This is a genomic window from Azospirillum griseum (assembly GCF_003966125.1).
Classification (GTDB): Bacteria; Pseudomonadota; Alphaproteobacteria; order Azospirillales; family Azospirillaceae; genus Azospirillum; species Azospirillum griseum.
Window position 1 is genome coordinate 292,874 of the sequence record NZ_RXMA01000003.1, and the last position, 24,950, is coordinate 317,823.

The 24,950-nt window shown below is 67.8% G+C and carries 19 protein-coding genes; 14 read left to right on the forward strand and 5 right to left on the reverse strand.

Annotated elements, in window-relative coordinates; translation table 11 throughout:
• The 4 genes from EJ903_RS05770 to EJ903_RS05785 all read right to left on the reverse strand — a co-directional run bounded on the left by EJ903_RS05770 (position 1) and on the right by EJ903_RS05785 (position 4,928).
• On the reverse strand, positions 1-1,080 hold the full coding sequence (locus EJ903_RS05770; RefSeq protein ID WP_126612987.1) for a phosphotransferase: 1,080 nt from the start codon (positions 1,078-1,080) through the stop codon (positions 1-3).
• A gap of 41 nt (positions 1,081-1,121) precedes the next feature.
• Positions 1,122-1,658 carry a molybdenum cofactor biosynthesis protein B gene (gene moaB, locus EJ903_RS05775; protein ID WP_126612989.1) on the reverse strand — a complete coding sequence of 179 codons (537 nt, stop codon included), beginning with the start codon at positions 1,656-1,658 and terminating at the stop codon, positions 1,122-1,124.
• A gap of 65 nt (positions 1,659-1,723) precedes the next feature.
• On the reverse strand, positions 1,724-3,727 hold the full coding sequence (locus EJ903_RS05780; RefSeq protein ID WP_246015222.1) for a lytic transglycosylase domain-containing protein: 2,004 nt from the start codon (positions 3,725-3,727) through the stop codon (positions 1,724-1,726).
• A gap of 286 nt (positions 3,728-4,013) precedes the next feature.
• Positions 4,014-4,928 (reverse strand): uracil-DNA glycosylase, encoded by a 915-nt coding sequence (locus tag EJ903_RS05785; RefSeq protein WP_126612993.1) that lies wholly within the window; start codon positions 4,926-4,928, stop codon positions 4,014-4,016.
• Positions 4,929-5,086: 158 nt separating this feature from the next.
• Here EJ903_RS05785 and EJ903_RS05790 point away from each other — a divergent pair, with 158 nt between their 5' ends.
• From EJ903_RS05790 to EJ903_RS05825, 8 genes are all read left to right on the forward strand, one after another.
• Positions 5,087-6,733, forward strand: coding sequence for an electron transfer flavoprotein-ubiquinone oxidoreductase (locus tag EJ903_RS05790; RefSeq protein ID WP_126612995.1), 1,647 nt, complete (start codon positions 5,087-5,089; stop codon positions 6,731-6,733).
• A 409-nt stretch (positions 6,734-7,142) separates the two neighbouring features.
• Positions 7,143-8,219, forward strand: a complete 1,077-nt coding sequence (gene chvE / locus EJ903_RS05795; RefSeq protein WP_126612997.1) for a multiple monosaccharide ABC transporter substrate-binding protein — start codon at positions 7,143-7,145, stop codon at positions 8,217-8,219.
• A gap of 94 nt (positions 8,220-8,313) precedes the next feature.
• Positions 8,314-9,879, forward strand: a complete 1,566-nt coding sequence (gene mmsA, locus EJ903_RS05800) for a multiple monosaccharide ABC transporter ATP-binding protein (protein WP_126612999.1) — start codon at positions 8,314-8,316, stop codon at positions 9,877-9,879.
• Positions 9,876-11,072 carry a multiple monosaccharide ABC transporter permease gene (mmsB, locus tag EJ903_RS05805; protein WP_126613001.1) on the forward strand — a complete coding sequence of 399 codons (1,197 nt, stop codon included), beginning with the start codon at positions 9,876-9,878 and terminating at the stop codon, positions 11,070-11,072. The genes mmsA and mmsB overlap by 4 nt, the downstream gene beginning before the upstream one ends.
• 74 nt (positions 11,073-11,146) lie before the next feature.
• Positions 11,147-12,088: a Gfo/Idh/MocA family protein gene (locus EJ903_RS05810; protein WP_126613003.1), complete on the forward strand. Its 942-nt coding sequence runs from the start codon at positions 11,147-11,149 to the stop codon at positions 12,086-12,088.
• Between the two features lie 35 nt (positions 12,089-12,123).
• Complete coding sequence (locus EJ903_RS05815) at positions 12,124-14,133, forward strand: methyl-accepting chemotaxis protein (RefSeq protein ID WP_126613005.1); 2,010 nt, start codon at positions 12,124-12,126, stop codon at positions 14,131-14,133.
• 113 nt (positions 14,134-14,246) lie between these two features.
• On the forward strand, positions 14,247-16,085 hold the full coding sequence (locus tag EJ903_RS05820; protein WP_126613007.1) for an IlvD/Edd family dehydratase: 1,839 nt from the start codon (positions 14,247-14,249) through the stop codon (positions 16,083-16,085).
• 167 nt (positions 16,086-16,252) lie between these two features.
• A complete protein-coding gene (locus EJ903_RS05825; RefSeq protein ID WP_246015224.1) occupies positions 16,253-17,194 on the forward strand; it encodes a DMT family transporter in 942 nt (313 codons plus the stop codon).
• Between the two features lie 9 nt (positions 17,195-17,203).
• On the opposite strand, the gene gcvA is transcribed toward EJ903_RS05825, so the two are convergent.
• A complete protein-coding gene (gene gcvA, locus EJ903_RS05830) occupies positions 17,204-18,100 on the reverse strand; it encodes a transcriptional regulator GcvA (RefSeq protein WP_174237252.1) in 897 nt (298 codons plus the stop codon).
• A 179-nt stretch (positions 18,101-18,279) separates the two neighbouring features.
• Between gcvA and EJ903_RS05835 the strand changes: the two genes are divergently transcribed.
• The 6 genes from EJ903_RS05835 to EJ903_RS05860 all read left to right on the forward strand — a co-directional run bounded on the left by EJ903_RS05835 (position 18,280) and on the right by EJ903_RS05860 (position 24,945).
• On the forward strand, positions 18,280-19,125 hold the full coding sequence (locus tag EJ903_RS05835) for a transketolase (protein ID WP_246015226.1): 846 nt from the start codon (positions 18,280-18,282) through the stop codon (positions 19,123-19,125).
• Positions 19,122-20,138 carry a transketolase family protein gene (locus EJ903_RS05840; RefSeq protein ID WP_246015228.1) on the forward strand — a complete coding sequence of 339 codons (1,017 nt, stop codon included), beginning with the start codon at positions 19,122-19,124 and terminating at the stop codon, positions 20,136-20,138. Before EJ903_RS05835 ends, EJ903_RS05840 begins: the two co-directional genes overlap by 4 nt.
• A 38-nt stretch (positions 20,139-20,176) precedes the next feature.
• Positions 20,177-20,941 carry an SDR family NAD(P)-dependent oxidoreductase gene (locus EJ903_RS05845; RefSeq protein WP_126613014.1) on the forward strand — a complete coding sequence of 255 codons (765 nt, stop codon included), beginning with the start codon at positions 20,177-20,179 and terminating at the stop codon, positions 20,939-20,941.
• Positions 20,942-20,972: 31 nt separating this feature from the next.
• Positions 20,973-21,866 (forward strand): NAD(P)-dependent oxidoreductase, encoded by an 894-nt coding sequence (locus EJ903_RS05850; RefSeq protein ID WP_126613016.1) that lies wholly within the window; start codon positions 20,973-20,975, stop codon positions 21,864-21,866.
• 147 nt (positions 21,867-22,013) lie between these two features.
• Positions 22,014-23,057 (forward strand): TRAP transporter substrate-binding protein, encoded by a 1,044-nt coding sequence (locus EJ903_RS05855; protein ID WP_126613018.1) that lies wholly within the window; start codon positions 22,014-22,016, stop codon positions 23,055-23,057.
• Between the two features lie 13 nt (positions 23,058-23,070).
• Positions 23,071-24,945 carry a TRAP transporter large permease gene (locus tag EJ903_RS05860; protein WP_377005480.1) on the forward strand — a complete coding sequence of 625 codons (1,875 nt, stop codon included), beginning with the start codon at positions 23,071-23,073 and terminating at the stop codon, positions 24,943-24,945.
• Positions 24,946-24,950: the final 5 nt, after the last annotated feature.

Genomic DNA, 24,950 nt, shown 5'->3' on the forward strand with positions numbered 1-24,950 from the left:
TCAGGTCGGCGCGTCCGTATTAACCACGCAATCGGTGGAAAAGGTCCAGATCCAATCGCGGCGCACCCGTTCGATGTCCTCGGCCCGCAGGATGGCGGCGGCGTGGGCGTCCATGTGGGCGCGCAGCGCGTCGGGCATGCCGGGCGACAGGCTGGCCCCATGGCGCGACCAGCGGGCCATCCAGGACAGCGTCCGCAGCCACGTCAGGCGGCGCAGGGGCGCGAGCGCCGGGCGCGTCGCGTCGGCCAGCGCGGGGGGGACCGCCGCCCGCCACGCCGCGTGAAAGGCATCGACCACCGCCGCGCTCAACACCGCGTTGACCGCCGGATCCCAGCGGGTGGAGGTGCTGAGGCTGGCGTGGGCCAGATCCATGGCGGGATGGCCGTATTGCAGCTTTTCCAGATCGAGGAACCACGCCTTGCCCTGGGCGTCGATCAGGAAATTGCCGGGATGCACGTCCACCCCGACCATCACCGACGGCATCGGGGCTGCGACCGGTTCGGCGCGCGCGGCCGCCAGCTCTTGCGCGATCAGGGCGCGAGCGGCGGCGGACAGGTCGGCCTCGTCGAACCAGGCGGCTTGCCGCTCCACCTGCGCCAGCAGGGCGGCGGCGGGGTCGGCGGGGCAGGGCAGCGGTGCGGGATCGGCGGGTGGAGTCAACCGGTGCAGGGCGGCCAGCGCGCGGGCGATGGCGGCCATGTCGTCGGGCAGGCGCGGGGTGCGCCCGACCACCTCCGTCACCAGCAGCGCGCCCATCGGCAGCGCGCCCATCGGCAGTTCCGCGCCGGACGGCAGGGTGGTCCCCGGCGGCAGGGTGGCGACCAGACGGGGGGTGTGGCTCGACGGCTCCGCCCGCTGGAACGCGGCGGCCTGATGGGCGAGCGCTGACGCCGGATCCAACCCGATCTGGCTCCAGCGCGGGATCCGCAGCACCAGCCCCCGCCCGCGCAGGCGGACATGGTCGTGGGCGACGCCCTTTTGCGGCATCGGCTCCAGCGCGTCGGCGGGAAGACTGGACAGATCGGGGATCCCGGCCTCCGCAAGGGCGGCGGCCAGGGGGGCAGGGGAAGGGGCGGTCATCGGGCGGGCGGTGTGGTGGGCGCGGCGTGGCGGCGCTGACGTCAGCGCTGGTGTTCGCGCAGGCGGGGCATCAGCTCCACCAGATTGCAGGGGCGGTGCCGGTTGTCCAGCTGCCACACCAGAATGTCATCCCAAGCGTCGCGGCAGGCGCTGGGCGAGCCGGGCAGGGCGAACACGTAGGTGCCGTTGGCAACCCCGGCGGTGGCCCGGCTCTGGATGGTCGAGGTGCCGACCTTGGCGTAGCTCAGATACCGGAACAGCTCGCCAAAGCCGGGAATGGTCTTGTCGAACAGTGCTTCGACCGCTTCGGGGGTGACGTCGCGCCCGGTGACGCCGGTCCCGCCGGTGGTCAGCACCACGTCGATCTCCGGGTCGGCGATGTGGGCCTGGACCCGCGCGCGGATGGCGGCGAGATCGTCCTTCACGATGCTGCGGCTGGCCAGCCGGTGCCCGGCCCCGGTCAGCCGTTCGACCAGCGCGTCGCCGGATCGGTCATCGGCGGCGACCCGCGTGTCGGACACGGTGACGACGGCGATGGTCACGGGCAGGAAGGGGCGGCTTTCGTCGATCTTCGGCATCACGGGTTCCGATCAGGAGACGGGCGATCTGGGGGGCGATCTGGGGTTAAGCGACCGCCCGGCTCTCAATCGATCGGGCTGCCGGCGGATTGTTCGGCGACCTGCTCGACCACCTGGGCCGCGACCGGGATGGGTCGCGGGTCCGGGGCCGAAACCGGCACTGTTGGCGATGGGACCGCTGGCGACAGGGCGGCCACCGCCGGGGCGGCATAGACCGGCCATTTGCCAGCGGCCACCGCCGCCAGAGAGGCGCTGTCCTGGCCCATCCGCAAGCGGTAGATCCAGTAATTCGCCATCACCTTCTCCACATAGTCGCGGGTCTCGGCGAAGGGAAGGCTTTCGATGAACAGAAGCGGGTCGGCGACGTCGTTCATCTCGCGCCGCCAGCGCAGCAGCGTGCCCGGCCCGGCGTTGTAGGCGGCGGTGGCGAGGAACAGGTTGCCGCCGATGTCGGGCATCGCCAGCAGTTCGGCCAGATAGCGTTGACCCAGCTCCATGTTGCGGGCGGGATCGACCAGGGCGGCGCGGTCGGCGTCGGCGTTGGTCAGGTCGGGGTTGCGCTCCTGCACATGCTGGGCGGTGCTGGGCAGGATCTGCATCAGGCCGGTGGCCCCGGCGGAGCTGACCAGCCGGGGATCGAAGCGCGATTCCTGCCGCATCACGGCGAAGACCAGCGCCGGATCCAGGGTGAACCCGTCGCGCGGCCGCCAATGCGGCAGCGGGTAGAGCGCGGCGGCGTAGGCCGATCCGTCCGGCCCGGCCACGGCGTTGCCCAGCCGCAGCGACAGGGTGGGCAGCCCGGCGCGGTCGGCCAGACTGACCAGCGCCTGTTCGACCAGGGGGTTGCCCTGCGGGTGGACGCGCTGCAACTCCAGCTCGGCCAAGTCGCGTTGGCCGGTCTGCAACAGGGCGATGGCGCGGGCACCCGCCGGTTTGCGGGCAAGGGCGGCCAGATGCGCCCCGGTCAGGTCGGGGCCGCGCCACTCCAGCGCGTTCACCCCGCCCAACGCCTGGCGCGCCAGCAGGCCATAGAAGGTGTGCGGGTAGCGGGCGGCGGCGGTCAGATGGGCCAGCGCCTCCGCCGCGCGGCCCCGGCGGGTGTGGGCGCGGGCGGCCCAGTAATCGGCGGCGGCGGCCAACCAGGGGGAGGACGGCTCCGCCGCCGCCATCCCGTCGAAATGGCGGGCGGCGCGGTCGTGCTGCTTCAGCCGCCACGCGGCCAGACCGGCGATCCAATGGGCTTCCGGCACGGCGTCGCCCGAGCGGGCGGCGCTGGCCGAGGCGAGCGCCAACGCCTGCGTCACCTCGCCGTTGTAGAAGAGCGAGGCGGCGATGCGGGTGCGGGCGGCGTCGTACTGGGCCGAATCCAGGCTGCGCGAAAACTCGTCCTGCCCCAGCAGGGCCAGCGCCGCCCCGGCGCGCCCGGCGCGGACGAGATCATCCACCCGCGCCACCGCGATGCGGTCGGCGCGCGGGCGGCTGACGGTGCGGCTGCGCGGGGCGATGGACACGCCGTCCGGCCCGTCGGTGGGGCTGCTGGCCTCCTCCCCCGCCGCATCGGCGCGGGCGGACACGGTGCGCAGGCCGCCCAACTGTTCCAGCGCGCCGGTCAGGCGGACGGACTCTTCCCCGCGCGGCGGGCGCAGGCTGCGGTCGCCCGCCGGTTGGCGACGTTGTGCCAGCGCGTGGACGCGGTCGGCCCCGGCGAGGTCGCCGTATTTGTGCATCCATTGCGCCAGCTCGTCGAAGCTGGCCTTGCGGTCGGGGTGCAGATAGCGTTGACGCAGGACATAGCCCAGCAGGCGGCGGTCCGTCAGTCGGGCGATCTCGGCGTCCGCCCCGGCCCAATCGGCGTGGTCCTGCAGGGCGAAAATGCGGGTGTAGCGGTCGGCGTCGTCCTGGGTGAGCTGGACGGCGCGCGCCTGCGCGTCCCGGGCCAGGAGCAAGGGTTCAGACGCGGGTTCATCAACCGGTGCCGGGACGATCCGTTGCCCGTCCGGGGCATCGAGCAAAAGTGTGGCGCAGGCCGGGCGCATGGCCCCCGACCCAGCGAGAATCACGACCGCCATCGCCGCCATTCCCACAGCGCCCAGAAGGTTGCGTCGCAGCGGGACCGCGTGCGCGGCCCGGATTGCTGCATTGCACAATTTCCAGAGCATTTGACCCACTTACTCCAGTTCCACCGGAACCGCAAGCAATGGATTCACACGTTTTGTGTCAGGCCGGGTAATCGCGTTCCCAAACAACGGCTTGGGGAGCGCGGCGGCGGTGGGCTGAATCGCCGGACAGTCGGTCGGTCCGGCGATTCCACGGACGCGGGCGGACCAATTTCGTCACAGCCCGCGCAACGATGGGTCACGACCCGGAACGATCCGTTTTTACTTGCGAACATTCAATGCCGACTTCGGCCATTCTTTGGCGCAAGTTCAACAGGTCGCGCCACGCCTCGCGCTTGGAGATCGGGTTGCGCAGCAGATAGGCGGGGTGGAGCATCGGCAACAGCGGGATGGCCCCCTGCGGAGTCGGGTAATCGCGCCACTGGCCGCGCAGGCGGGTGATGCCCTCCGTCCGGTCCAGCAGCGTCTTGGCCGACACCCCGCCCAGCGCCACCAGAAGCTTGGGCCGCACCAACGCCACATGGCGTTCCAGGAAGGGCAGGCAGGCGGCGATTTCCGCCGCCGTCGGGCTGCGGTTGCCGGGCGGACGCCAGGGCAGGATGTTGGTGATGCGCACGGCGCTGCGGTCCAGGCCGATCTGGGCCAGCATGCGGTCCAGCAGCTTGCCGCTGACGCCGACGAAGGGCTTGCCCTGCCGGTCCTCGTCCTCGCCGGGGGCCTCGCCGATCAGCAGGATCGGGGCCTGCGGGTTGCCGTCGGCGAACACCGTGTTCATCGCCGTGGCCTTCAGCGGGCAGCCGTCGAAGGCGCGCAGGGCGGCTTCCAACTCCTCCAGCGTTTGGGCTTCGGCGGCGCGGGCACGGGCGCTCAACCCCGCTTCGCTCGCCCCCAGGGGCTGGTCGGCGTTGACGGCGGGGGTGGCGCGCGGGGCCGCCGGGCGGGCGCTGGCGGGACCGGCGGCCATCGCCCCGAAGGCCGTTGCCCCCTCCCGAGTCGCGCCGCCGGTCCGGGCCAGGCCAGGGGCCGCCGCCGGGCGGGCCGGGGCGCGCGCGGTCAAGGTCGCCCAATCGGTTGGCGTGTCGGCGATGGCTTCGTCGCAGCCGATGTCCGCCTGCCAACGCAGCGCGTCGAGGATGTCGCATACGTCAATCATCGTTTGACCTTACCACAGATCGTGTGGTCTTACATGATCCTTGCCGGATTTGGTTGCGGCGCATCCTGTGTTACAAGCAGCGACCCGCAGGAGAGGCGGGGGACCACGACCGACCGGCATCAAGCGCCAGAACAAAAAGCCTGGGGGAGTTTGAGGACATGGAACGCGAACCGCGCGAAGTCATGGAATATGATGTCCTGATCGTCGGCGCCGGGCCGGCCGGTCTCAGCGCGGCGATCCGCCTGAGACAGCGCGCCGCCGAAGCCGGGCAGGAGATCAGCGTCTGCGTCATCGAAAAAGGCTCGGAGGTGGGGGCGCATCTGCTCTCCGGTGCCGTGTTCGAACCGCACGCCCTGGCGGAGCTGATCCCCGACTGGAAGGAAAAGGGCGCGCCCCTGACCACCCCGGCGCGGGAAGATCATTTCCTGTTCCTGACCGAGACGAAGGCGTTCAAATCGCCGATCACCCCGCCGCAGATGCACAATCACGGCAATTACATCATCTCGCTGGGCAATCTGGCGCGCTGGCTGGCCACCCAGGCCGAAGAGCTGGGGGTGGAGATCTACCCCGGCTTCGCCGCCGCCGAGGTGCTGTATGACGAGACCGGTGCCGTCAAGGGCGTGGCCACCGGCGACATGGGCATCGGCAAGGACGGCGAGAGGACCGGCAACTACACGCCGGGCATGGAGCTGCACGCCAAGCAGACCATCTTCGCCGAAGGCTGCCGGGGGTCGCTGACCAAGACCCTGTTCGAAAAATTCGATCTGCGCCGCGATTGCGATCACCAGACCTATGGCCTGGGCATCAAGGAATTGTGGGAGATCGACCCGGCCAAGTCCAAGCCCGGCCTGATCGTCCACACCATCGGTTGGCCGATGGACACCAAGACCTATGGCGGGTCGTGGCTCTATCACATGGAAGGCAATCTGGTGTCGGTCGGCTTCGTCGTTGGCCTGGATTACGCCAACCCGCATCTCAGCCCGTTCGAAGAGTTCCAGCGCTACAAGACCCACCCGGCGATCCGCCCGACCTTCGAGGGGGGCCGCCGCCTGTCCTATGGCGCGCGCGCGCTCAGCGAGGGTGGTTTCCAGTCGATCCCGAAGCTGACCTTCCCCGGTGGCGTCATCATCGGCGACTCGGCGGGTTTCCTGAACGTGCCGAAGATCAAGGGCAACCACACGGCGATGAAGTCCGGCATGGTCGCCGCCGAAGCGGTGTTCGACCATCTGACCAACGGGGCCAGCGGGCGCGAGGTGACGGAATACCCCGAACGCCTGAAGCAATCCTGGGTCTGGCCGGAGCTGGAGGCGGTGCGCAACATCCGTCCGGGCTTCCAAAAGGGGCTGTGGTTCGGCCTGATCAACGCCGGGTTCGAAACCGTCACCAAGGGCAAGGCCCCGTGGACGCTGAAGCACCACGCCGATCACACCGCCCTGGTCCGCGCCAGCGACGCGCCCAAGATCGCCTACCCCAAGCCCGATGGGAAGGTCAGCTTCGACCGGCTGTCGTCGGTCTATCTGTCCAACACCAACCACGAGGAAAACCAGCCCGCGCACCTGACGCTGAAGGATGCGGCGGTGCCGATCAGCGTCAATCTGGCGCTCTACGACGCGCCGGAAACCCGCTATTGCCCGGCGGGCGTCTATGAGATCGTCCGCAACGAGGACAGCACCAACCCGCGCCTGCAGATCAACGCGCAGAACTGCCTGCACTGCAAGACCTGCGACATCAAGGATCCGACCCAGAACATCCATTGGGTGGTCCCGGAGGGCAGCGGCGGCCCGAACTACCCCGGCGGCATGTAAACCCCGGATTCGCGGCGGAATCGTCGACGAAACGGCGGGTGGGCGACCATCCGCCGTTTTTCATTCAGGGTCAGCCGCAATTGCGCGGCGGTGCGGCGGGTGTGAGCGTTTGCGCGTGGGAACGCTTGCCAGGGCGTTTTTGTCGCGTATCTTGTTGGTTGGACAAGCAAACTTTTCAAGGGGTGGCCTGGGCCGGTCCTGGCGGTCAATCGATATCAAAACAGATATCGAAAAAAGCAATATACGCATTTGACAGTTATCTCAAACCCATCGAATCTACGGCGACAATCCGGCGCTCAACGGACAGTCCGTCCGCTCATCAATCGGGTGCCGGGACGGCGGTTTTGACATGGGTCCATCCCCCCTCTCCTTCGGCGAGAGGCGTCATGCAACTGGGAGGAAGAATCTGATGAAGTCGTTCACGTCCGCATTGGCCGGCGTCGCCGTTGGTCTGTTTGCGCTCGCCGCCCCCTTCGTCGCGCCCGCGTCGGCGCAGGACAAGGGGACCATCGGCATTTCGATGCCGACCAAATCGTCGGCGCGTTGGATCGACGACGGCAACAACATGGTCAAGTCGGCCCAGGCCAAGGGCTACAAGACCGATCTGCAATACGCCGATGACGACATTCCCAACCAGCTCGCCCAGATCGAGAACATGGTGACGAAGAACGTCAAGGTTCTGGTGATCGCCGCCATCGACGGGACCACCCTGACCGACGTTCTGCACAAGGCGGCGGAAAAGGGCATCAAGGTCATCGCCTATGACCGCCTGATCCGTGGCTCGGCCGACGTCAGCTACTACGCCACCTTCGACAACTTCCAGGTCGGCGTTCTCCAGGCCTCCTACATCGAAAAGGCGCTGGGGCTGAAGGAGGGCAAGGGGCCGTTCAACATCGAGCTGTTCGGCGGCTCGGCCGACGACAACAACGCCTTCTTCTTCTACAACGGGGCCATGTCGGTCCTGCAGCCCTACATCGACAGCGGCAAGCTGAAGGTCGGCAGCGGCCAGATGGGCATGGACAAGGTCGCCACCCTCCGTTGGGACGGCGCCGTCGCCCAGGCCCGCATGGACAACCTGCTGAGCGCCTACTACACCAAGGCCCGCGTGGACGCCGTCCTGTCGCCCTATGACGGCCTGAGCATCGGCATCATCTCCTCGCTGAAGGGTGTCGGCTACGGCACGCCGTCGTTGCCGATGCCGGTGGTTACGGGCCAGGACGCCGAAATCCCGTCGGTCAAGTCGATCCTGGCCGGTGAGCAGCGCTCCACCGTCTACAAGGACACCCGCGAGCTGGCCAAGGTCACGGTCGGCATGGTCGATGCCCTGCTGGCCGGTGGCACCCCGGAAATCAACGACACCAAGACCTACGACAACGGCAAGAAGGTCGTCCCGGCCTATCTGCTGAAGCCGGTGTCGGTTGACGCGTCCAACTGGAAGCAGGTTCTGGTGGACGGCGGCTACTACAAGGAAAGCCAGATTCGCTGAGTGACGGGGGTGGGGGCGTGTCCACCGGGCGCGCCCCCGCCGCTCCGCTGTTGAACGCCGGGTCGGCACACACCCGCCGGATCAAGGTCATCCGATGAAACCACTTCTCGAAATGCGCGGCATCACCAAGACGTTTCCGGGGGTCAAGGCCCTCGACAACGTCAATCTGTCGGTCCGCGACGGCGAAATCCACGCCCTGATCGGCGAAAACGGGGCCGGCAAATCCACCTTGATGAAGGTGTTGAGCGGGGTCTACCCGCACGGGTCCTACAGCGGCGAAATCCGCTTCCAAGATCAGGAGGTCGCGTTTCGCGGCATCCACGACAGCGAAAAGCTGGGCATCATCATCATTCACCAGGAACTGGCGCTGGTTCCCCTGCTGTCGATCACCGAGAATCTGTTTCTCGGCAACGAGCAGGCGACCAAGGGCGTCATCGACTGGTCGGCGGCCACCGTCCGGGCGCGCGAACTGCTGCGCATGGTCGGGCTTCAGGACTCGCCGGAAACGCTCATCACCAACATCGGCGTGGGCAAGCAGCAGCTGGTGGAAATCGCCAAGGCGCTGTCCAAAGAGGTCAAGCTCCTCATCCTCGACGAGCCGACCGCCAGCCTGAACGAAAGCGACAGCGACGCCCTGCTGCGGTTGCTGCTGGAGTTCAAGGCGCGGGGCATCACGTCGATCCTGATTTCCCACAAGCTGAACGAGATCGCCAAGGTCGCCGACCGCGTCACCATCCTGCGCGACGGCTCGACCGTGGAAACGCTGGATTGCCGCGACGAGCCGATCAGCCAGGACCGCATCATCAAGGGCATGGTCGGGCGCGAGATCGCCGACCGTTATCCCAAGCGCACCACCACGCCGGGCGAATTGCTGCTGGAGGTGAAGGGCTGGAACGCCGACCACCCGATCCACGCCGGTCGCCGCGTCGTCAAGGACGTGAACATCACCGTCCGCCGGGGCGAGGTGGTGGGCATCGCCGGTCTGATGGGGGCCGGGCGCACCGAATTCGCCATGAGCCTGTTCGGCGGCTCCTATGGCCAGAACATCAGCGGCTCGGCCTATCTGAACGGGCGGGAGATCGACGTCTCCACCATCCGGCGGGCGATGCAGAGCGGTCTGGCCTACGCCACCGAAGACCGCAAGCATTACGGCCTCGTGCTCGACAACGACATCCGCCACAACATTTCGCTCGCCAACCTGACCGGCGTGTCGAAAAACGGCGTGATCCATCACGAACGCGAGATCGAGATCGCCAACGAATACCGCAAGCGTCTGCGCATCCGCTGTTCCAGCGTGTTCCAGGAAACCGTCAATTTGTCGGGCGGCAACCAGCAAAAGGTCGTGCTCAGCAAATGGCTGTTCTCCGACCCGCAGGTGCTGATCCTGGACGAGCCGACGCGCGGCATCGACGTCGGCGCGAAGTATGAAATCTACACCATCGTCAACCAGCTGGTCGCCGAAGGGCGCGGCGTCATCCTGATTTCCTCGGAAATGCCCGAACTGCTGGGCATCGCCGACCGGATTTACGTGATGAACGAAGGGGCCATGGTCGCGGAAATGCCCGCCGCCGGGGCCAGCCAGGAAAAGATCATGGAGGCCATCATGTCCTCGACGGGCAGGACCTCCCACAGCACGCGGTCTCGGGAGATGACGCAATGAGCGCTGAACTCAACATGCCGGCTCCGGCCAAAAAGGCCACGATGGCGCATTTCGTCAAAAGCCACCTGCGCGATTACGGCATGCTGATCTCGCTGCTGGCCATCGTCGCCTTCTTCCAATACATGACCGACGGCACGCTGCTGCGGCCGCTGAACCTGACCAATCTGGTGCTTCAGAACAGCTACATCGTCATCATGGCGTTGGGCATGCTGCTGGTCATCGTCGCCGGTCACATCGACCTGTCGGTCGGCTCCATCGTCGGCTTCATCGGCGCGCTCGCCGCCATTCTGATGGTGCAGTACCACCTGCATTTCATCCCCACGACCATCATCTGTCTGCTGGCCGGTGCGGCCATCGGGGCGGCGCAAGGCTATTGGGTCGCCTATTTCCGCATCCCGTCCTTCATCGTGACGCTGGCGGGCATGCTGGTCTTCCGTGGTCTCAGCCTGGCCTTGCTGGCCGGTCAGTCGATCGGCCCCTTCCCGGTGGAGTTCCAGCGCCTCAGCTCCGGGTTCATCCCGGATGTCTTCGCGATGGAAGGCTATCACCTGACGACGCTGCTGCTGTGCGTGGCCACGCCGCTGATCCTGGTCGGGCTGAACGTCGCCGCCCGCATCCGCCGCCACCGCTTCGCCATCGAACAGGAACCGTTGGCGCTGTTCATCGGCAAGAACATCACCTTCTTCGCGGTGATGGCCTACATCGGCTCGCTGCTGGCGACCTACAAGGGGCTGCCGAACGTTCTGATCATCATGGTCGTGCTGATCGGGCTGTACGCCTTCATCACCCGCGACACGACGATCGGGCGGCGCATCTACGCGCTGGGCGGCAACGAGAAGGCGGCCAAGCTGTCGGGCATCGACACCCGCCGTCTCAGCTTCTACACCTTCGTCAACATGGGCGTTCTGGCCGCGCTGGCCGGTCTGATCTTCGCCGCCCGTCTGAACACCGCGACCCCCAAGGCGGGCGTGTCCTTCGAGCTGGACGTGATCGCCGCCTGCTTCATCGGCGGGGCCTCGGCCTCCGGCGGCGTCGGCAAGGTGACGGGAGCGGTGATCGGGGCCTTCATCATGGGTGTGATGAACAACGGCATGTCGATCATCGGCATCGGCATCGACTGGCAGCAGGTGATCAAGGGTTTGGTCCTGCTCGCCGCCGTGTTCTTCGACGTCTACAACAAGGGCAAGTCGTAAGCCGCGTCCCTGCGGCGGGGGCGGTCGGCCCGCCCCCCATCGGCTTCCCACCGCGTGCATTGGAATAGGTCATCATGAGCAAACCGACCCTCGGGCTTGTCGGCGTGGGCAAGATCGCGCGCGACCAGCATTTGCCCTCCATCGCCGAAACCGACCTGTTCGACCTGGTCGCGCTGGTCAGCACCTCGGGGGCCGCCGTGCCCGGCCTGCCGACCTTCGCCACCCAGGCGGAGATGTTCGCGGCCTTCCCGACGCTCGACGCTGTGGCGCTCTGCACCCCGCCCAGCGTCCGCCACGCGCTGACGGTGGAAGCCCTGCGGGCGGGCAAGCACACGCTGATCGAAAAGCCCCCGGCGGCCACCGTGTCGGAGCTTCAGGATCTGGTGGACGAGGCCAGGCGCGCCGACCGCTGCCTGTTCGCCACCTGGCATTCCCAGTTCAACCCCGCCGTGGACGCGGCGCGCGACCTGCTGGCCGCCGGTGGCGTCCAATCGGTCGCGGTGACGTGGCGGGAGGATGTGCGGCGCTGGCATCCCGGCCAGGATTGGATCTTCGCGGCGGGCGGCTTCGGCGTGTTCGATCCGGGCATCAACGCCCTGTCGATCCTGACCCGCATCCTGCCGACCCGCATCTTCGTCCAGGCCGCCGACCTGCTGGTCCCGGCAAACCGCGACACCCCGATCGAAGCGCGGCTGGCGTTCCGCCCGGCGTCGGACGCCATCCGTGGCCCGGTGACGGCGCATTTCGATTTCCTCCAGGAAGGGGAACAGACCTGGAGCATCGCCATTGAGATGGTGGACGGTCGCCGCCTGGATTTGACGCGTGGCGGGACTGTTCTGGCGGTGGATGGGGTGGTGACGGTGTCCGAACCCGACACCGAATACCGCCGGATCTACCGCCGTTTCCGCGATCTGGTCGACCGCAACGCCAGCGATGTGGACGCCGCCCCGCTGCATCTGATCGCCGACGCCTATTCGGTGGGCCGCCGCCGGACGGTTGCCGCGTTCGACTGGTAACACGGTCGTTCATCTCGACGAAGGACGTGAGTGCCATGACCCTCTTCAACGGATTGCGCGTTGGCCCTCGGATCGCCGCCGGGAGCGCTGGCATCCTGCTGTTTCTGGTCGCCGTGGCCGGAATCGGCGTTTCCGGCCTGTCGGAAACCGGAGAGGTCGTGGACACCTATGGCGCGTTGGGCAAGCGCACCAACGATCTGGGGCGGATGCAGACGCTGATGCTCGACATGCGGCTGAAATCCACCGCCTTCCTGTTGAACGGGAAGGAGGAGGACGCGGCGGCGGTCCAGGGGCTGGCGGCGGAGGCCACGGCGCTGATCGGCCAAACCCTGGCAACCGCCGACGATCCGGCGCTGCGCGACACCGCTGGCAAGATGAGCGAGGAGATGACGCGTTACCGCGACACCTTCGCGGCGGTCCAGGCGGCGCACGCCGAACGGGTCGCGGCGGCGGCGGAGGTGGCGAAGCTCGGCTCCCGTCTGCAAACCAGCCTCAACACCATCGTCAGCGGGGCCAAGACCGCCGGGGATCTGGAGGCGTTGTTTCTGGCCAGCCAGTCGATGACGAATTTCCAATCCGCCCGCATCGTCGGGGGGCGCTATCTGGCCGAAGGATCCGCCGGTCTGGCCGCCGCCACCCGCGCGGAGCTGAAGAACGCGACGCAGAAGGGGGAGGCGATGGTCGCCACCCTGACCGATCCCGGTCGCCGCAGCCTCGCCACCGTCTTCCTCAAGAGCCTCGCGGGCTATGGCGCGGAGTTCGACAAGCTGGTCGCCGCCACCAGCCGCCGCGACGAGCTGGTCGAAAACACGCTGCTGCCGTTGGGAACCACGGTCGGCGATCAGGCCCGCGCCCTGACGGAGCAGGGGGTGGAGCGGGTGCGCACGCTGCGCGACGACACCATGGATTTCATCGCCGGATCGCGCCGCACCCTGATCGCGGCGTCGGCGGGCGGGCTGTTGCTGGGCTTTCTCGCCGCGCTGCTGATCGGGCGCAGCCTGTCCCGCCCGGTGGTGGCGATGACCACGGCGATGACCCGCTTGGCCGAAGGCGAACGCGCCGTCGAGGTGCCGGGGCTGGAGCGCGGCGACGAGATCGGCGGCATGGCCAAGGCGGTGGCGGTGTTCAAGACCAAGCTGGTCGAGGCCGACCGCATGGCCGCCGAACAGGAACGCCAGCACGAGCAGGCCCGCCGCCGCGCCGAACGCATCGACCGTCTGGCCCAGGAGTTCGACCGGCTGGCGGTGGAATCGCTGGGCCGTGTTTCGGACGCCGCCGGGCAGTTGCAGAGCACGGCCGACGGCATCCTGACCGCCACCCGCCAGACCACCCAGCAGGCCGACGCGGTGGCCAAGGCGTCGAACGAGGCGACCGGCAACGTGGAAACCGTCGCCGCCGCCGCCGAAGAGCTGTCGGTCTCCATCGCCCAGATCGGCCAGCAGGTGGCGCACAGCACGCAGGTGGCCGAACAGGCGGTGTCCATCGCCCGCGTCACCGACAACACGGTGCGCGGCCTGACCGACGCCGCCCGCCAGATCGGCGACGTGGTGCAGCTCATCAACGGCATCGCCAGCCAAACCAACCTGCTGGCGTTGAACGCCACCATCGAGGCCGCCCGCGCGGGCGAGGCCGGGCGCGGATTCGCCGTGGTCGCCAACGAGGTCAAGAGCCTTGCAGCCCAAACGGCGAAGGCCACCGAGGACATCAGCGGCCAGATCGCCGCCATCCAGCGGGTCAGCGCCGACGCCGCAACGGCGATCACCGAGATCGGTCGGGTCATCGGCGAGGTCAACGACATTTCCAACAGCATCGCCGCGTCGATCAGCGAACAGCGCGCGGCGACGCAGGAAATCAGCAGCAACATCCAGCGGGCCGCGCGCGGCACGCAGGATGTGCGCGACAACATCGCCGGGGTGGCGGGGGCGTTTTCCGCCACCGGCGACGCGTCGCAACGGGTCTGGCAGGCGGCGGACGGGCTGTCGAGCGAGGCGACCGAGCTGCGGGGCCGCGTGTCCCATTTCCTGGCCGAGATGCGGGCGGCCTGACGCCCAACCGCAACCGGCCTTCATCCCACCATCGGCGACCGTCCGGACCCCATCGGCGGCGCGCCCAACAACGACGACACTGGCAACCCGAGATGTCCGACAAGGAGCACTCCATGTCCCACCCCACCAACCCCGCATCCGCTTTTGGCGACGATTCCACGGCGACCGAGGGCAAGCGGCTGCGGTCGCGCGCGTGGTTCGACAACCCCAGCAACCCCGACATGACGGCGCTCTATCTGGAACGCTATCTGAATTTCGGGCTGACGCGCGAGGAGCTGCAATCGGGCGCGCCGATCATCGGCATCGCGCAGACCGGTTCGGACCTCAGCCCCTGCAACCGTCACCATCTGGTTCTGGCCGAACGGCTGCGCGAAGGCATCCGCACGGCGGGCGGCATCGCCATTGAATTTCCGGTCCACCCGATCCAGGAAACCGGCAAGCGCCCCACCGCCTCGCTCGACCGCAATCTGGCCTATCTCGGGCTGGTCGAGGTGCTCTATGGCTACCCGCTCGACGGCGTGGTGCTGACCATCGGCTGCGACAAGACCACGCCCGCCTGCCTGATGGCGGCGGCCACCGTCAACATCCCGTCGATCGCCCTGTCGGTTGGCCCGATGCTGAACGGCTGGTTCCGGGGCGAGCGCACCGGGTCGGGGACCATCGTGTGGAAGGCCCGCCAGATGATGGCGGCGGGCGAGATCGATTACGCCGGGTTCCTAGAGCTGGTCGCGTCGTCGGCCCCCTCCACCGGCTATTGCAACACCATGGGGACCGCCTCCACCATGAATTCGCTGGCCGAGGTGCTGGGCATGCAGTTGCCCGGTTCGGCGGCGATTCCCGCCCCCTACCGCGAGCGCCAGCAGGCCGCCTACGAAACCGGCAAGCGCATCGTCGAGATGGTCCGCCAGGACATCAAGCCGTCGGACATCCTGACCCGCGACGCCTTCCACAACGCCATCGTCGTCAATTCGGCCATCGGCGGCTCGACCAACGCCCCCATCCACATCAACGCCATCGCCAAGCACATCGGCGTCGAGCTGTCGGTGGATGATTGGCAGACCGAAGGCCATGAAATCCCGCTGCTGGTCAACCTCCAGCCCGCCGGTGAGTATCTGGGCGAGGATTTCCACCGCGCGGGCGGCGTCCCCGCCGTCGTCGCGCAGTTGATGACCAAGGGCCTGATCCGCGAAGACGCGATGACGGTCAACGGCAAGACCATCGGCGAGAATTGCCGCGACCAGGAAATCCTGGACACCCGCGTCATCCATTCCTACGACGCGCCGCTGAAGGACAACGCCGGGTTCGTCGTGCTGCGCGGCAACCTGTTCGGCAGCGCCATCATGAAGACCAGCGTCATTTCGCCGGAATTCCGCGAGCGCTACCTGTCCAACCCGCAGGATCCGGAAGCCTTCGAGGCCAAGGTCGTGGTGTTCGACGGGCCGGAGGATTACCACCACCGGATCGACGATCCGTCGCTGGCGATCGACGCCTACACCATCCTCGTCATCCGGGGCACCGGCCCGCTCGGCTACCCCGGCGCGGCGGAGGTGGTGAACATGCGCCCGCCCGCCTACCTCATCAAGCAGGGTGTCCATTCGCTGCCCTGCATCGGCGACGGGCGTCAGTCCGGCACCTCGGGGTCGCCGTCGGTGCTGAACGCCTCGCCGGAAGCGGCGGCGGGCGGCAATCTGGCGATCCTGCGCACCGGCGACCGCGTGCGGCTGGATCTGCGGCGCGGCAGCGCCGACATCCAGATCAGCGACGAGGAGTTGGCGGCGCGCCGGGCCGAACTGGACGCGGCGGGCGGCTATCAGGTCCCGGCCTCGCAAACGCCGTGGCAGGAGATTCAGCGTGGCATCGTCGATCAGTTGGACGAAGGCATGGTGCTGAAGCCCGCCGTCAAGTACCAGCGCGTCGCCCAGACCATGGGCATTCCGCGCGACAACCATTGATCGTCTTGCGGCGATGATGGGGTGAAACCGCCGCCCGGTTCCCTGGCCCGCGCGTTTCGCGCAGGGCAGGGGCCGGGCGGCGGCATGTCCGGCGGGCCGCTTGGCGCGAGCCAAACGGCGTTCGGGGTGGTTGAATGGCGCTCCCTGTTTGTGGAGCGAGCAAGCCCGTGTCGTCCTCGTCCGTTCTGCCCGCCGCGCCCGCGCGGACGGCGCTGTCCCTGCATCAATGGGTGGGCGTGTTGTTCGCCGTCACCGGGGTGCTGTCCTTCTCCCTGCGGCCGGTCATCATCAAGCTGGCCTATGGCTATGGCGTCGATCCGGTGACGCTCATCATGCTGCGCATGGTGTTCGCGCTGCCCTTTTTCCTCGGGGTGGCGGCGTGGCAGAGCCTGCGGGGCGGGCAGGCGCGGGTGTCGGGCCGCGATCTGGCCCTGACCATCGGGCTGGGCGTGACCGGCTATTACGCCGCCAGCTTTTGCGATTTCCTCGGCTTGCGCTACGTCAGCGCCGGGATGGGGCGGCTGCTGCTGTTCCTCTACCCCACCATCGTCGTGCTGCTGTCGGCCCTGTTTCTGGGCAAGCGGATCGGCTGGCGCGAGGTGATCTCGCTGCTGGTGTCCTACGCCGGGGTGGCGTTGGTGGTCTGGTCGGAAATCGGCACCGGCCACCCGGATTTCGCCCTGGGGGCGGCGTTGGTGTTCGGCGGGGCCTTTCTCTATTCGGTCTATCTGGTCGGCAGTTCGCAGGTGATCCAGCGGGTCGGCTCGATGCGCTTCACCGCCTACGCGATGACGGCGGCCTGCCTGTGCTGCATCACGCAATTCCTGGTGCTGCGGCCGCTGTCGGCCTTGGATCTGCCGCAAGAGGTGTTCGGGCTGGCGGCGGTGATGGCGGTGCTGTCCACCGTGCTGCCGGTGTTCCTGACGGCGGAGGCGCTGAGGCGGGTCGGGGCGACGCTGGTGGCGCTGTCCGGCGCGCTGGGGCCGGTCAGCGCGGCGGTGTTCGGTTATCTGGTGTTGGCCGAACCGTTGGGCTGGCTGCAACTGGCCGGGGCCGTCCTGACCGTGGCCGGGGTGATGATCATCAGCCTGTGGAAGACCAAGGCCTGACCGGCGCGGTCACGCCATCCCGGCTTCCATTTCGCGGAACAGCCAATCCTGAAAGCTGCGGATCTTCGGCAGATCGGCGCGGCTTTTCAGCAGGTTGAGCGTGTAGCCCTGGACCTTCAGCCCCTCCAGCCCCAGCGGGGCGATCAGGCGGCCGGTTTCCAACTCCCGCTGGGCCAGCAACAGACTGTCCAGGCACACGCCCAACCCATCCGCCGCCGCGCTGATCGCCATGAAGGAGCGGTCGAAGCGCGGGCCGCGCGTGACGTCCAGTTTCACCTTGCGGTGCTGGCGCAGCCAGTCGCGCCAGCCGACCAGACAGCCTTCGCTGTGGATCAGCGTGTGGTGGCGCAAATCGTCGGCGCTGCGGATCGGGTGCGGGCCGTTCATCAGCGACGGCGCGCACAGCGGTACGATGGTTTCCGGGTGGAAGGGCAGCACCATCGTCCCCGCCGGTTGCAGCTTCGTGCCATAGCGGATGTCCAGATCCACCCGTTCCGACGTCAGGTCGGCGGGGTCGGTGGACGCGTTCAGCCGGACGTCGATGTCGGGGTTCAGACGGCTGAAGCGGGCCAGGCGCGGCATCAGCCATTGCGTGGCAAAGCTGGGCGTGGCGTGGATGGTCAGGATGTCGCTTTTCTCCGTCCGCCCGGCGTTGCGGGTGGCGGTGTCGATCCGGGCAAAGGCGGCGGTGATCTCTTCGGCGTAACGCCGCCCGGCGTCGGTCAGCACCACCGCACGGTGCACGCGGTGGAACAGCCGCACGCCGACCTGATCCTCCAAAAGCTTGATCTGATGGCTGATCGCCGACGGCGTGACCAGCAATTCGTCCGCTGCAAGCGCGAAAGAGGACAGCCTTGCGGCGGCCTCAAACGCCTGCACCGCCTTGAGCGACACCCGATGCTGCATGGCGACATTCACATGAATTCAGTTCATCTATAGAGCTTTATTATTCGTTTGAGCGCATCGAAGCAACGAAATACTGTGGACACATCGGGGGTCGGATGATCCGCCCCGCCATCCATCCACCACCGTTTCGTCCGCATCCGCGTCGTGCCTGACCAGCGCGGCGGACCAGGGAGACCCGCGTGACCACAACCGCCATCGGGCACAACACACATCTTGCGGAGCGGGCCTACCGCATCCGCCGCAACGCCCTGTTGATGGGCGAGGTGCAGGGCCAGGGCTACATCGGGCAGGCGCTCGACATCGCCGACGTGCTGGCCGTGTCCTACTTCCACGCCATGCGCTACCGCCCGGCCGAACCGGAGTGGGAGGGGCGCGACCGTTTCATGCTGTCCAACGGCCATTACGCCATCGCGCTCTACGCCGCCCTGATCGAGGCCGGGATCATCCCGCAGGAGGAGTTGGAGACCTACGGCAGCGACGACAGCCGCCTGCCGATGTCGGGCATGGCCAGCTACACGCCGGGCATGGAAATGTCGGGTGGTTCGCTGGGGTTGGGCCTGTCGCTGGCGGTGGGCCGTTGCCTGGGGCTGAAGCGCAAGGGATCGGACGCCCGCGTCTACACCCTGTTTTCCGACGGCGAGCTGGACGAAGGCTCGGTCTGGGAAGCGATCCTGTCGGCGGCCCATTGGAAGCTCGACAACCTGATCGCCATCGTCGACGTCAACAACCAGCAGGCCGACGGCCCGTCCACCCAGGTGATGGCGTTCGAGCCACTGACCGACAAGCTGGCCGCCTTCGGCTGGTTCGTGCAGCGGGTGGACGGCAACGACCTCGACGCCGTGGTCGCCGCCTTTGACGTCGCCAAGAGCTGCCCGGATCCCAAGCCGCGCATGATCGTGTGCGACACCAAGATGGGCAAGGGCGTCCCCTTCCTGGAAGCCCGTGAAAAGAACCACTTCATCCGCGTGGACGCGCACGAATGGCAACTCGCCCTCGACGCGCTGGACGCCGGGAGGACCGCATGAGCCGCCCCACCCCTGCTCCCGCCACGGGGGCCAAGCCCAAGCTGAAGACCTCGGCGATGATCGCGTCGATCGCTGGTGAGGGGCAGAGGACCACGGCCGCGCCCTTCGGCAACGCGCTGGTTGAGCTGGGCAAGACCCGCGAGGACATCGTCGGGCTGACCGCCGATCTGGCGAAATACACCGACCTCCACATCTTCGCCAAAGCCTACCCCGACCGCTTCTATCAGATGGGGATGGCCGAACAGCTTCTGATGGGGGCGGCGTCCGGTCTGGCGCACGAAGGCTTCACCCCCTTCGTCACCACCTACGCCGTCTTCGCCTCGCGCCGGGCCTATGACTTCGTGCATCAGACCATCGCGGAGGAGAACCGGAACGTCAAAATCGTCTGCGCCCTGCCGGGCCTGACCTCCGGCTATGGCCCCAGCCACCAGGCGGCGGAGGATCTGGCGCTGTTCCGCGCCATGCCGAACCTGATGGTGATCGACCCCTGCGACGCGCACGAGATCGAACAGGCGGTTCCCGCCATCGCCGCCCACAACGGCCCGGTCTACATGCGCCTGCTGCGCGGCAACGTGCCGCTGGTGCTGGACGAGTACGACTACAAGTTCGAAATCGGCAAGGCCAAGCTGCTGCGCGACGGGGCCGATGTGCTGGTCGTGTCCTCCGGCATCATGACGATGCGGGCGCTGGAGGTGGCGACGATGCTGGAGCGCGACAAGGTCGATGTGGCGGTGCTGCACGTTCCCACCATCAAGCCGCTCGACACCGCCACCATCCTGCGCGAGGCGGGCCGGTCGGGCCGTCTGGTGGTGGTGGCCGAGAACCACACGGTGATCGGCGGCCTGGGCGAGGCGGTGGCCGGTGCGCTGCTGCGCGCCGGGGTTCACCCGCCCTTCCGTCAAATCGGTCTGCCCGACGAATTCCTCGACGCGGGCGCGCTGCCGACCCTGCACGACCGCTACGGCATTTCGGCCAACGCCATGGCCGCGTCCATCAAAGGTTGGCTCGGCTGATCCGTCCGACCCGTCCGTTTCAACGAAAGGTGCTTTCCGTGACCCAATCGCTTCTGCTCGACGGCAAGATCGCCGTCATCTCCGGTGCGGCCTCCCTGCGCGGCATCGGCATGGCCACCGCCCGCATGTTCGCCGCCCAGGGGGCCAAGGTCGCCATCCTCGACCTCGACGAAACCGCCGCGTCGGAGGCCGCCGCCCAACTGGGTGAGGGCCATCGCGGCTACGCCTGCAACGTCACCGACAAGGAGTCCTGCGTGGCCGCCGTCGGTCGTGTGGTGGCGGAGTTCGGCGGCATCGACATCCTCATCAACAACGCGGGCATCACCCAGCCGGTCAAGACGCTGGACATCGACCCGGCGAGCTGGGACCGCATCCTGGATGTGAATCTGCGCGGCGTCCTCTATCTGTCGCAAGCGGTGCTGCCGCATCTGCAAAAGCGCGGCGGCGGCTCCATCGCCTGCATGTCGTCGGTGTCGGCGCAGCGCGGCGGCGGCATTCTCGGCGGGCCGCATTATTCGGCGGCCAAGGCGGGTGTGCTGGGTCTGGCCAAGGCGATGGCGCGCGAATTCGGCATCGACGGCATCCGCGTCAACTGCGTCACCCCCGGCTTGATCCAGACCGACATCAACGCTGGAAAGATCAGCCCGGAAAAGACCACGGAAATCCTGGCGGGCATCCCGCTGAACCGTCTGGGCGAGCCGAAGGACGTGGCCGGGGCCTTCCTGTTCCTGGCGTCGGACCTGTCGTCCTACATCACCGGCGCGGTGATCGACGTCAACGGCGGCATGCTGATCCACGGCTGATCGGCCGGACACACGGGGAAGGAAGACAACCATGGCGATCCGGCCGGTGCGGACGGTGGGCTTTGTCGGGCTTGGCTCCATGGGCCTGCCGATGGCGAAAAACCTGCTGACCGCAGGTTTCGCGGTGCGTGGCTTCGATCTGCGTCCGGCGGCCGGTGTGGCCTTGGCCGAGGCGGGCGGAACCGCTGCGGCCAGCGTGGCGGACGCCGCCAGCGGTGCCGACGCGCTGGTGCTGATGGTGGTCAACGCCGAACAGGCCGAAGCCGCCCTGTTCGGGGCGGGCGGGCTGGAGGCGCTGCCGCCGGGGGGTGTGATCGTGCTGATGTCCACCTGCCCGCCCTCGGCGGTGGCGGCCGTGGCCGACCGCGTGACCGGGGCCGGGCGGGCCTTCCTCGACGCGCCCGTCTCGGGCGGCATGGTCGGGGCCATCGCCGGATCGCTGACCATCATGGCCGCCGGACCGGCGGCGGTGCTGGAGGCGGTGCGTCCGCTGCTGGCGGCTGTCGGCGGCAAGATCGTCCACGCGGGCGAAACGCCGGGCCAGGGGGCGATGGTCAAGACGGTCAACCAGCTGTTGTGCGGCGTCCACATCGCGGCGGCGGCGGAAGCGCTGGCGCTGGCCGCCAAGGTCGGCATCGCGCCGGACGTGCTGCTCGACGTGCTGGGCGGTTCGGCGGCGTCGAGCTGGATGCTGAAGGATCGGGGGCCGCGCATGGTCCAGGGTGATCCGCCCGTGACCAGCGCCGTCGACATCTTCGTCAAGGATCTGGGCATCGTGCTGGAGGCCGGGCGGGACAGCCACGCCGCCCTGCCGCTGGCGGCTGTTGCCCATCAGATGTTTCTCGCCACCTCGGGCCGGGGTGACGGGGCGGCGGACGACAGCCAGGTCATCCGCTCCTACCACCTGTTGAACGGCACCTGTTGAAGAACGGCACCGGTCGAACGGCCACAGGCCGCCCGACCGCCTGACCGGACCCGGCTGTGGCACGGCTGCGCCGGTCTTCGGGCAAAACCCTATCGAACGCGACCCTGAAAACGGGCACACACACCCATCGATCCACGGGAGGAACGCATGTCCAAGATCACCAACCGTCCAACGGGCATCACCCGCCGGTCGCTGCTGGCATCGGGGGCCGCCCTGTCGGCGGCGGTTCCGCTCTGCGGGATCCTGAGCCGCCCGGCCAACGCCGCCGAGTTCACCTACAAGCTGGCGACCGGGCAGGATCCGACGCATCCGGTCAACACCCGCGCCAAGGAAGCGCTGGACCGCATCCGCGAGGCGACCAACGGGCGTTTGGACATCGGCCTGTTCCCCGCCAACCAATTGGGTTCCGACACCGATCTGCTGTCGCAGGTGCGCAGCGGCGGCGTGGAGTTCTTCAACCTGTCCTCCTCGATCCTGGCGACGCTGGTGCCGACGGCGGGCATGGTCAACACCGGCTTTGCCTTTGCCAACTACGACGCCGTGTGGAAGGCGATGGACGGCGAGATGGGCAGCTTTGTCCGCGCCCAGATCGGCAAGGCCGGGCTGATCACCGTGTCGCGGGTGTGGGACAACGGGTTCCGTCACATCTCCTCCTCGACCCGTGAAATCCGCACGCCGGACGATCTGAAGGGCTTCAAGATCCGCGTCCCCCCGGCCCCGATGCTGACCTCGCTGTTCAAGTCGCTGGAGGCCGGTCCCGCCCCGATCAATTTCAACGAGCTGTATTCGGCGCTGCAGACCAAGGTGGTCGAGGGGCAGGAAAACCCGCTGGCGATCATCGCCACCGCCAAGATTTACGAGGTGCAGAAATCCATCAGCCTGACCGGCCATGTCTGGGACGGTTATTGGATCCTCGGCAACCGCCGCGCCTGGGAGCGGCTGCCCGCCGATCTGCGCGCCGTCGTCGAGCGCGAGTTTGACCGCTCCGCCTTTGAACAGCGCGCCGACATCGCCCGGCTCAGCGGTTCGCTGCGCCAGGATCTGACGGCCAAGGGCATCACCTTCATCGAGGCCGACGCCGAAGCCTTCCGCGCCAACCTGCGCAAGACCAGCTTCTACGCCGACTGGAAGGCCAAGTACGGCGAAGAAGCCTGGTCGGTTCTGGAAAAGTCGGTCGGAAAGCTGGCGTGACCCGATGGCCGCCGTGCAACACTCTCACGCGGGGCACGGCGGCGACGCCGCCGTTCCTCCGCCTCGTTGGGTCGCCGCACTCGACGGCGTCCTGGGTCCTCTGATCGAAATCCCCGCCGCGCTGCTGGTGGTGGCGGAAATCATCGTGCTGATGGCCGGTGTGGTCAGCCGTTACGTGCTGCACCGGCCCATCGTCTGGTCGGACGAGCTGGCCTCCATCCTCTTCCTTTGGCTGGCCATGCTGGGGGCGGTGGTCGCCTTCCGGCGGGGCGAGCACATGCGGATGACCGCCCTGACCGGCATGGCCGCCCCCGCCACCCGTGCCTTTCTCGATGTGGTGGCGGTCGCCGCGCCGCTGGCCTTCCTGGCGATGATCGTCGGTCCGGCGCTGGAGTTCGCCGAGGAGGAGGCCTTCATCACCACCCCGGCGCTCGATCTGGCCAACTCCTGGCGGGCGGCGGCGCTGCCGGTCGGCTGTTTGCTGATGCTGGCGGTGGGCGCGCTGCGGCTGCTGAAGGTCGCCGATTGGCGGCACACGGTGGGCGCGCTGGCGCTGGTCGCCGCCGTTGCCGGGGGCTTCTGGGCGCTGGAACCGCTGTTCCGGGGCCTGGGCAATCTCAATCTTCTGGTGTTCTTCGTCGGTCTGGTCGCCGTCGGCGTGCTGGCCGGGGTTCCCATCGCCTTCGCCTTCGGGTTGGCGACCTTCGGCTACCTCGCCCTGACCACCCACACGCCGTTGCTGGTGCTGGTCGGGCGGATGGACGAGGGCATGTCCCACCTGATCCTGTTGTCGGTGCCGCTGTTCGTCTTCCTGGGCCTGCTGATCGAAATGACCGGCATGGCCGCCGCGATGGTGTCGTTTCTCGCCAGCCTGCTCGGCCATGTGCGCGGCGGTCTGTCCTATGTGCTGGTCGGGGCGATGTATCTGGTGTCGGGCATTTCCGGGTCCAAGGCCGCCGACATGGCGGCGGTTGCCCCGGTTCTGTTCCCGGAGATGAAGGCGCGCGGGGCCAAGCCGGGCGATCTGGTGGCGCTGCTGTCGGCCACCGGGGCGCAGACCGAAACCATTCCGCCCAGCCTGGTGCTGATCACGCTGGGATCCGTCACCGGCGTGTCGATTTCCGCGCTGTTCACCGGCGGCATGCTGCCGGGTGTGGTTCTGGCCGTCACGCTGTGCGCCGTGGTCTGGTGGCGCTACCGCAACGAGGATCTGTCCAACGTCCGCCGGGCGACCGGGTCGGAGATCGGGCGCAAGTTCCTGATCGCGCTGCCAGCGCTGGCCTTGCCCTTCGTCATCCGCGCCGCCGTGGTGGAGGGCGTGGCCACCGCGACCGAGGTCTCGACCATCGGCATCGTCTATTCGGTGCTGGCCGGTCTGCTGATCTACCGCCGCTTTGACTGGAGCCGTCTGGGGCCGATGCTGGTGGACACCGCGTCGCTGTCGGGTGCCATCCTGCTCATCATCGGGGCGGCCACCGGCATGGCCTGGGCGCTGACCCAGTCCGGCTTCTCCGGCCAGCTTGCCGGGGCGATGGCGGCCCTGCCGGGCGGGGCGGTGATGTTCATGGCGGTGTCGATCGTCGCCTTCATCATCCTGGGCAGCGTGTTGGAGGGCATTCCCGCCATCGTGCTGTTCGGCCCGCTGCTGTTCCCCATCGCCCGCCAGATGGGCATCCATGATGTGCATTTCGCGATGGTGGTGATCCTCTCCATGGGCGTCGGCCTGTTCGCCCCGCCCTTCGGTGTCGGGTACTACGCCGCCTGCGCCATCAGCCGCATCCATCCCGACGAAGGGATGAAGCCGATCATCGGTTACATCCTGGCCCTGATCGTCGGGTTGATCGTGGTGGCGGCGGTTCCCTGGATCTCCATCGGCTTCCTGGGCTGATCCCC

Coding starts and splice junctions, on each gene's coding strand:
- EJ903_RS05770 (WP_126612987.1), bottom strand. CDS start 1,080: ATGACCGCCCCTTCCCCTGCCCCCCTGGCCGCCGCCCTTGCGGAGGCC.
- moaB (WP_126612989.1), bottom strand. CDS start 1,658: ATGCCGAAGATCGACGAAAGCCGCCCCTTCCTGCCCGTGACCATCGCC.
- EJ903_RS05780 (WP_246015222.1), bottom strand. CDS start 3,727: ATGGCGGTCGTGATTCTCGCTGGGTCGGGGGCCATGCGCCCGGCCTGC.
- EJ903_RS05785 (WP_126612993.1), bottom strand. CDS start 4,928: ATGATTGACGTATGCGACATCCTCGACGCGCTGCGTTGGCAGGCGGAC.
- EJ903_RS05790 (WP_126612995.1), top strand. CDS start 5,087: ATGGAACGCGAACCGCGCGAAGTCATGGAATATGATGTCCTGATCGTC.
- chvE (WP_126612997.1), top strand. CDS start 7,143: ATGAAGTCGTTCACGTCCGCATTGGCCGGCGTCGCCGTTGGTCTGTTT.
- mmsA (WP_126612999.1), top strand. CDS start 8,314: ATGAAACCACTTCTCGAAATGCGCGGCATCACCAAGACGTTTCCGGGG.
- mmsB (WP_126613001.1), top strand. CDS start 9,876: ATGAGCGCTGAACTCAACATGCCGGCTCCGGCCAAAAAGGCCACGATG.
- EJ903_RS05810 (WP_126613003.1), top strand. CDS start 11,147: ATGAGCAAACCGACCCTCGGGCTTGTCGGCGTGGGCAAGATCGCGCGC.
- EJ903_RS05815 (WP_126613005.1), top strand. CDS start 12,124: ATGACCCTCTTCAACGGATTGCGCGTTGGCCCTCGGATCGCCGCCGGG.
- EJ903_RS05820 (WP_126613007.1), top strand. CDS start 14,247: ATGTCCCACCCCACCAACCCCGCATCCGCTTTTGGCGACGATTCCACG.
- gcvA (WP_174237252.1), bottom strand. CDS start 18,100: ATGCAGCATCGGGTGTCGCTCAAGGCGGTGCAGGCGTTTGAGGCCGCC.
- EJ903_RS05840 (WP_246015228.1), top strand. CDS start 19,122: ATGAGCCGCCCCACCCCTGCTCCCGCCACGGGGGCCAAGCCCAAGCTG.
- EJ903_RS05850 (WP_126613016.1), top strand. CDS start 20,973: ATGGCGATCCGGCCGGTGCGGACGGTGGGCTTTGTCGGGCTTGGCTCC.
- EJ903_RS05855 (WP_126613018.1), top strand. CDS start 22,014: ATGTCCAAGATCACCAACCGTCCAACGGGCATCACCCGCCGGTCGCTG.